Origin of the sequence: Fictibacillus gelatini DSM 15865 (genome assembly GCF_000430745.1) — a bacterium.
Classification (GTDB): Bacteria; Bacillota; Bacilli; order Bacillales; family Fictibacillaceae; genus Fictibacillus_A; species Fictibacillus_A gelatini.
This window is the reverse complement of record NZ_AUMP01000069.1, coordinates 1-4811: the sequence shown is the minus strand read 5'-3', so window position 1 is coordinate 4811 and position 4811 is coordinate 1. Positions and strand designations below refer to the sequence as shown.

Sequence of the window (4811 nt, the reverse complement as noted above, 5' to 3'; positions counted from 1 at the left end):
CCGCCAGCCATAATCCACTTCTTTGCAAAAGTGTGTCTGAATATATGCGGCCGGACTTGAATACGGTCTAATCCAGTTTCATTTCCTACTTTTCTTTGTATACGATATAGTTCATTACGGACGGCTGCCGTTGAAAGTTTCCCTTCTTTTCTCGACTCCCATATGTACTCTCCATGTTGTTTTTTCATTTCTGCAATATATTCTTTTATGTATCTCTGTAAATCTAGTGAAAACGGTACTTCGCGCTGTTTGTTTCCCTTTCCTATGATGCGAATCAACCTTCTGTCAAAGTGAAAATTCTCCGGTTTCAGACTGAGAGCTTCAGATATACGGAGGCCAGTTGTTAGTAGGAGATAGAAAAGGATCTTGTACTTCTTCTGGTCTGTATTTTTGAAGATTAGTTTGATTTGTTCGTCCGTAAAAGTTTCAATGATTCGATGAGGAGGAGGCGGAGGTAATATGTCTTCCATGATATCTTCCATGAGGAACGAACGTCTTTTCAAAAACTTCGACAGGATACGCAATACTTTGATATGTGCACCTATTGTTGAAATAGAAAGTTTTCGATCTGTCTTCAAGTTTGAACGTTGATATAGAAAAGCAATATATTTGCTCATGACAAATGGGGAAAGTTCTTCTATATATTGATAGTCATTCTCTTCACACCAGGAAAGAAAAAGCTTCAAATTTGTTTCATTCTGTAGAAACGTATTTTCGGATACTCCCATTGAACGCCGATAGTCAAGGAAAAGGTGTTCAATTTCTTTCAATGTAGTTTGTTTTATGTTTTTCATCTGTATTATTTTTGCCATTGGTCGTCACCTTTCTAAATAATAATATGAAAAGACCGGACAATATAGGGTCCGGTTAATCAGTTATGTTTTTTGTTTTGGCTCACCGTACACTTCGATCATGGCCTTTTCAGTCACAAGCCATACTTTTCCAGACTGACGAACAAGACCTTTTTCGATATACTTTTTGAGTTTTCCTCTGTTGCAAGATTGTCGTACTTCGCCTGTTGGTAATCCCCATCTCTCATCGGCTTCGCTTGCTGTCATGGTGAGGGAGAGTGGGGAGATTACTCCCCCAGCACATCCTCAACTGTAACAGTTTCGCCGGGATCAAAGTGTTCACCTTTTTCGACTCCGAAAGTTTCGTTTGTTTCTTCAGCGATCGCGTCAATAATCACCTTGTCACCGTCTTGTTCCTCGATGATGATGGTTGCAGAAAAACGTGCCGGTACTTCCGCATCATAGTACAGGTTTGAATAGTCAAGTTCTACGCCTTCGACTTTGATTAGCTTTGCCATTTTCATTTCCTCCCTTGATTTATGCAGCGAAGATAATTTTCGCTGCTTTTTGTTGTGCCTCGCAAGCAAGCCTGCTGCCGGCTGTTTGTACTTTGAATTTTCCTGTTGTCATGTCAGCAAACCCGGAAACCTTTGTGTCGGCGAATGAAAAAAGGTCGATCTCTTTTTTATAGATGATGAATTGGATTCGAGCGTCAGCGTATACACGATGCTTGCCGTACTTTTTCCACTCGTTCTTTTTCACTTGAGAAACGGCAGTGATCGCTACTTCGTTTTTCACGGCAGCCCAAACTGTTTTGAGAGCTAGTTTCAAACGAGCTGCGTAATCACCTTCCATTTGTTTCGCTAACTTGTGAGCTTCCTCCATGATTTTCTTCATCATCTTCAATCGCCTCCTAACTTGTTTTACACGTTTCCGTGTTGTTAATTATATTATTACACGTTTTCGTGTAGTTGTAAACCATCTATCTAAAAATTTTTCAGATTTCTTTTCGACAAAAGAGGACAATTTCAAATATACATAGAATATATGAATCATGGAGGGTAGGTCTTCCAATAAAAAAAGCTCACCTTGCCGAAAGGTGAGCTTCCCCAACAAAGTTGTTGATCATTATTCATTAGATTAAAGGAGGAAAAATTTTGGCTAAAGATTTATATAGTCTAATTGATGAGTTAGACTTGCCAGTTGTTAAAATTGATTCTGCAAGAAATTATTGGCTTGTACGTACACAATCGGGTGAGTATTATGAGGAATTTTATTTTGACAATTTTATTGCAATAGGATGGGATGAATTTAACGATATAGAACAATTCAAGTCAACGGAGAAGTCTATTTTAGTTAAGGAAATAGAGAAACAATATCCTGATAATAAACAACCAGGATTAATATATAATCAAATACATCGTTTTTTGTTTGAAATGAAACCTAATGATGTTGTTATGATCCCCAGTCATAATTCGACCCATGTTTCATTTGGTCTTATTGAAACACACCCTTATATCGAAACTGTAAGTGAAACATCAATTGAGGAAGGGGTATGTCCTTTTCAAAAGAGAAGAAAAATTAAGTGGGTGAAAACTGTAAAAAGAGTTGAATTGGATCCGCTTTTATATAGGATGATGCAATCCCATCATACTATTAATAATGCTAACGATTATGCTGATGTGATCGATAGGACATTATACAGTTTTTATTTAAAAAATGAAACTGCTCATCTTGTATTAAATGTAAAAAGACAAAAAGAAATTGCTGCAATCGATTTAGTTACTGGGATAAACAACATTCTTGAGTTAGTACCTTTTATTAATAACCCGTTTGATCCAGAAAAAGAATTTAATAAAAACGAGATTGAGTTAAAATTACGTGTTCAGTCTCCAGGTGTTATGGAGTTTTTATCTTCGGGTGACGCAGCATGGACTGTTATAGGGTTAGGTGTAATACTTACGTTTGTAGTCGGAGGTAAAGCTAAGGTTACCCGCACAAAAGATCAAACAGATGTCGAAGTATCGTCTCAGGGATTAATAGAAAAGATACTCAAGTTTCGTAAACATTTAGATGAGCAAAAGTTGAAACAACTAGAAATTGAAAACAGACAAGCAATAAAGAAACTTGAGATCGAACTTCCTGAAGAAACAAAAAATCTTCCTGAAAGATTTCAAGAAGATTGATTATTTATAAGGGGAACTAATTTTTATAAATTTTTTCATAAAAAGTAATGATGTAATGGTGAATACTATTACATGTACTGGAAATCCTTTTATTTTTATATCATTAAAGGAAAAGAGAAGTCCGATGGTATATCTTTGCGCAAGGTATAACATTCCAAAAATAATCATAGAAGTTCCTGCAACGGATAACCAATGTAATAACTTTCTTAAAAAAGGATTAATTTGGATAACCTCCCTTACCATCGGATTTCACTCCTCTTCCAAATAATTTTTAATAAATCAATAGATCATTAATTACATAATATCTTCTGATAAAGCCTAATGCAACAATTTTCATTTGCCAAATTGTGAGAATTTTTCAATAATGTCATGGTTGAGGCATGCTGCCGATCACTTGAATATCGATAATATCGTCGATCCGTAACCTGTGTGTTGCTTCATTTTTGTCCACGATCCATAATTCTTGCTCATAACTTTTTACACGGGTAATGTACCCTTGCAACTCTTCATAAAATCCGCATCTATAGTAAATAAACTTCAAGATATATGTAAATTCCATTGCCTCAAGGATAATTTCTTCGAATTCTTCAAGCTTCTGATCGTCAAGTGCTGGCTTTTCAACTTTTTTCATCTCTTCTTTTTGCCAAAGGAGCATTTCCCTGTGCTCCGGTAGCATCATTCGGCTCGATTCCCACATCAAGTTATAGCCTGGTGTCAATTTATTTGGCATAAAACCATCTCCTTTCGACTATATTATATACGAATAAACGTTCGATTTATACTGGAAATTAAAACATATGTTCGGTATAATGAGTAAAGAGGAGGATGACAATATGCTTAGCTATTTGGAAAAATGCAGAGTAGCTGGTATACCAGTTGAAATTATTTATATGTCCGACAATGGCAAAATCACGCAACGTGTTATAACAATCCATCAGCTTTCCGGATCCGTGATGAAAGCATACTGTCATCTTCGTCGAAGGACCAGGACATTCAAGTTAGAAAATGTTTTAGGGGTCAATTACAGAAAAACGAAGGGTAGAAACGAAAGTGCATAAGTTAACCAAAAGACAAACAGCAATATTAGAAGCTATTCGAAATTACATCGACCAAAACCATTATGCTCCTACAGTAAGAGAAGTGGGACAGGCGGTTGGTCTAACTTCGTCAAGTACTATTATGGGACATTTGGAACGTTTAAGAAAAAAGGGATTTGTAACCTGGGAGCAGGGAAGACCTAGAACCTTGCGTGTAATCGAGCGGCCCGCCGGATAGAGGCGGGCTTTATTCATTTATACGAACCCAAATTTCATTTATTGGTCTTTTTACAGCATCAGAAATAATATAGGCATTAGTAAAAGTCGGTAACTGTTTATTGTTTGCAAGCGCACTTAAAGTACTACTTGAAATGCCTGTTTTCTCAGACAACTCTTCTTGTGTGATTTCGTCTTCCGCATAAATAATTTTTAATCTACATTTGAATTTCATCCCAGATCACCTCGACAACTCTTTCTCCAAACTCCATTCTTTGTCCTTCATAAATGTACAAGATGGATTTAAAAAGTTTTAAATGGACTTGCAAATGTCAAGCCTCATTAGTCGTATACTCTACCGTATCCAGTTCCCCATCAACTTCGTGAATAGGTTTCTGGTTTTATTTCTCAAACGTAATAGTAATCGGGAATCACGAAAAACCATGCGCCACATGGGTTTCTGTTCTTATTTTGTCATTCTCATTCAATGCAACTATTCATTACATGAATATCTAATGGCAGTGGCGCGCAATTTTAAAAATCAAAACGAAAGTGAGGTCTGAAAAATGATTGTTGAAATT

9 protein-coding genes are annotated in these 4811 nt (G+C 36.4%); 2 read left to right on the top strand and 7 right to left on the bottom strand.

Features of this window, described 5'->3' with window-relative positions:
* The 4 genes from H538_RS0117980 to H538_RS0117965 all read right to left on the bottom strand — a co-directional run.
* Positions 1–812, bottom strand: an 812-nt coding sequence (locus H538_RS0117980; RefSeq protein WP_026678766.1) for a tyrosine-type recombinase/integrase, incomplete at its 3' end; no start/stop codon positions are given.
* Between the two features lie 63 nt (positions 813–875).
* Complete coding sequence (locus H538_RS26820; RefSeq protein ID WP_035351476.1) at positions 876–1058, bottom strand: helix-turn-helix domain-containing protein; 183 nt, start codon at positions 1056–1058, stop codon at positions 876–878.
* 20 nt (positions 1059–1078) lie between these two features.
* Positions 1079–1309, bottom strand: coding sequence for a hypothetical protein (locus H538_RS0117970; RefSeq protein WP_026678764.1), 231 nt, complete (start codon positions 1307–1309; stop codon positions 1079–1081).
* A 19-nt stretch (positions 1310–1328) separates the two neighbouring features.
* Complete coding sequence (locus H538_RS0117965; protein WP_026678763.1) at positions 1329–1691, bottom strand: hypothetical protein; 363 nt, start codon at positions 1689–1691, stop codon at positions 1329–1331.
* Between the two features lie 257 nt (positions 1692–1948).
* Here H538_RS0117965 and H538_RS0117960 point away from each other — a divergent pair, with 257 nt between their 5' ends.
* Positions 1949–2977: a hypothetical protein gene (locus H538_RS0117960; protein WP_026678762.1), complete on the top strand. Its 1029-nt coding sequence runs from the start codon at positions 1949–1951 to the stop codon at positions 2975–2977.
* On the opposite strand, the gene H538_RS0117955 is transcribed toward H538_RS0117960, so the two are convergent.
* Complete coding sequence (locus tag H538_RS0117955) at positions 2978–3220, bottom strand: hypothetical protein (RefSeq protein WP_026678761.1); 243 nt, start codon at positions 3218–3220, stop codon at positions 2978–2980.
* A 124-nt stretch (positions 3221–3344) separates the two neighbouring features.
* Positions 3345–3707, bottom strand: a complete 363-nt coding sequence (locus tag H538_RS0117950; protein ID WP_035351473.1) for a YolD-like family protein — start codon at positions 3705–3707, stop codon at positions 3345–3347.
* A 320-nt stretch (positions 3708–4027) separates the two neighbouring features.
* Here H538_RS0117950 and H538_RS25755 point away from each other — a divergent pair, with 320 nt between their 5' ends.
* Complete coding sequence (locus tag H538_RS25755) at positions 4028–4252, top strand: LexA family protein (protein ID WP_081412706.1); 225 nt, start codon at positions 4028–4030, stop codon at positions 4250–4252.
* A 9-nt stretch (positions 4253–4261) separates the two neighbouring features.
* On the opposite strand, the gene H538_RS0117940 is transcribed toward H538_RS25755, so the two are convergent.
* A complete protein-coding gene (locus H538_RS0117940) occupies positions 4262–4465 on the bottom strand; it encodes a helix-turn-helix transcriptional regulator (RefSeq protein ID WP_026678758.1) in 204 nt (67 codons plus the stop codon).
* Between the last annotated feature and the right edge of the window lie 346 nt (positions 4466–4811).

Excerpts from the sequence above, each read along its gene's own strand:
- H538_RS0117940 (WP_026678758.1), bottom strand. The coding sequence starts at position 4,465 with ATGAAATTCAAATGTAGATTAAAAATTATTTATGCGGAAGACGAAATC.
- H538_RS0117965 (WP_026678763.1), bottom strand. The coding sequence starts at position 1,691 with ATGATGAAGAAAATCATGGAGGAAGCTCACAAGTTAGCGAAACAAATG.
- H538_RS0117970 (WP_026678764.1), bottom strand. The coding sequence starts at position 1,309 with ATGGCAAAGCTAATCAAAGTCGAAGGCGTAGAACTTGACTATTCAAAC.
- H538_RS0117955 (WP_026678761.1), bottom strand. The coding sequence starts at position 3,220 with ATGGTAAGGGAGGTTATCCAAATTAATCCTTTTTTAAGAAAGTTATTA.
- H538_RS26820 (WP_035351476.1), bottom strand. The coding sequence starts at position 1,058 with ATGACAGCAAGCGAAGCCGATGAGAGATGGGGATTACCAACAGGCGAA.
- H538_RS0117950 (WP_035351473.1), bottom strand. The coding sequence starts at position 3,707 with ATGCCAAATAAATTGACACCAGGCTATAACTTGATGTGGGAATCGAGC.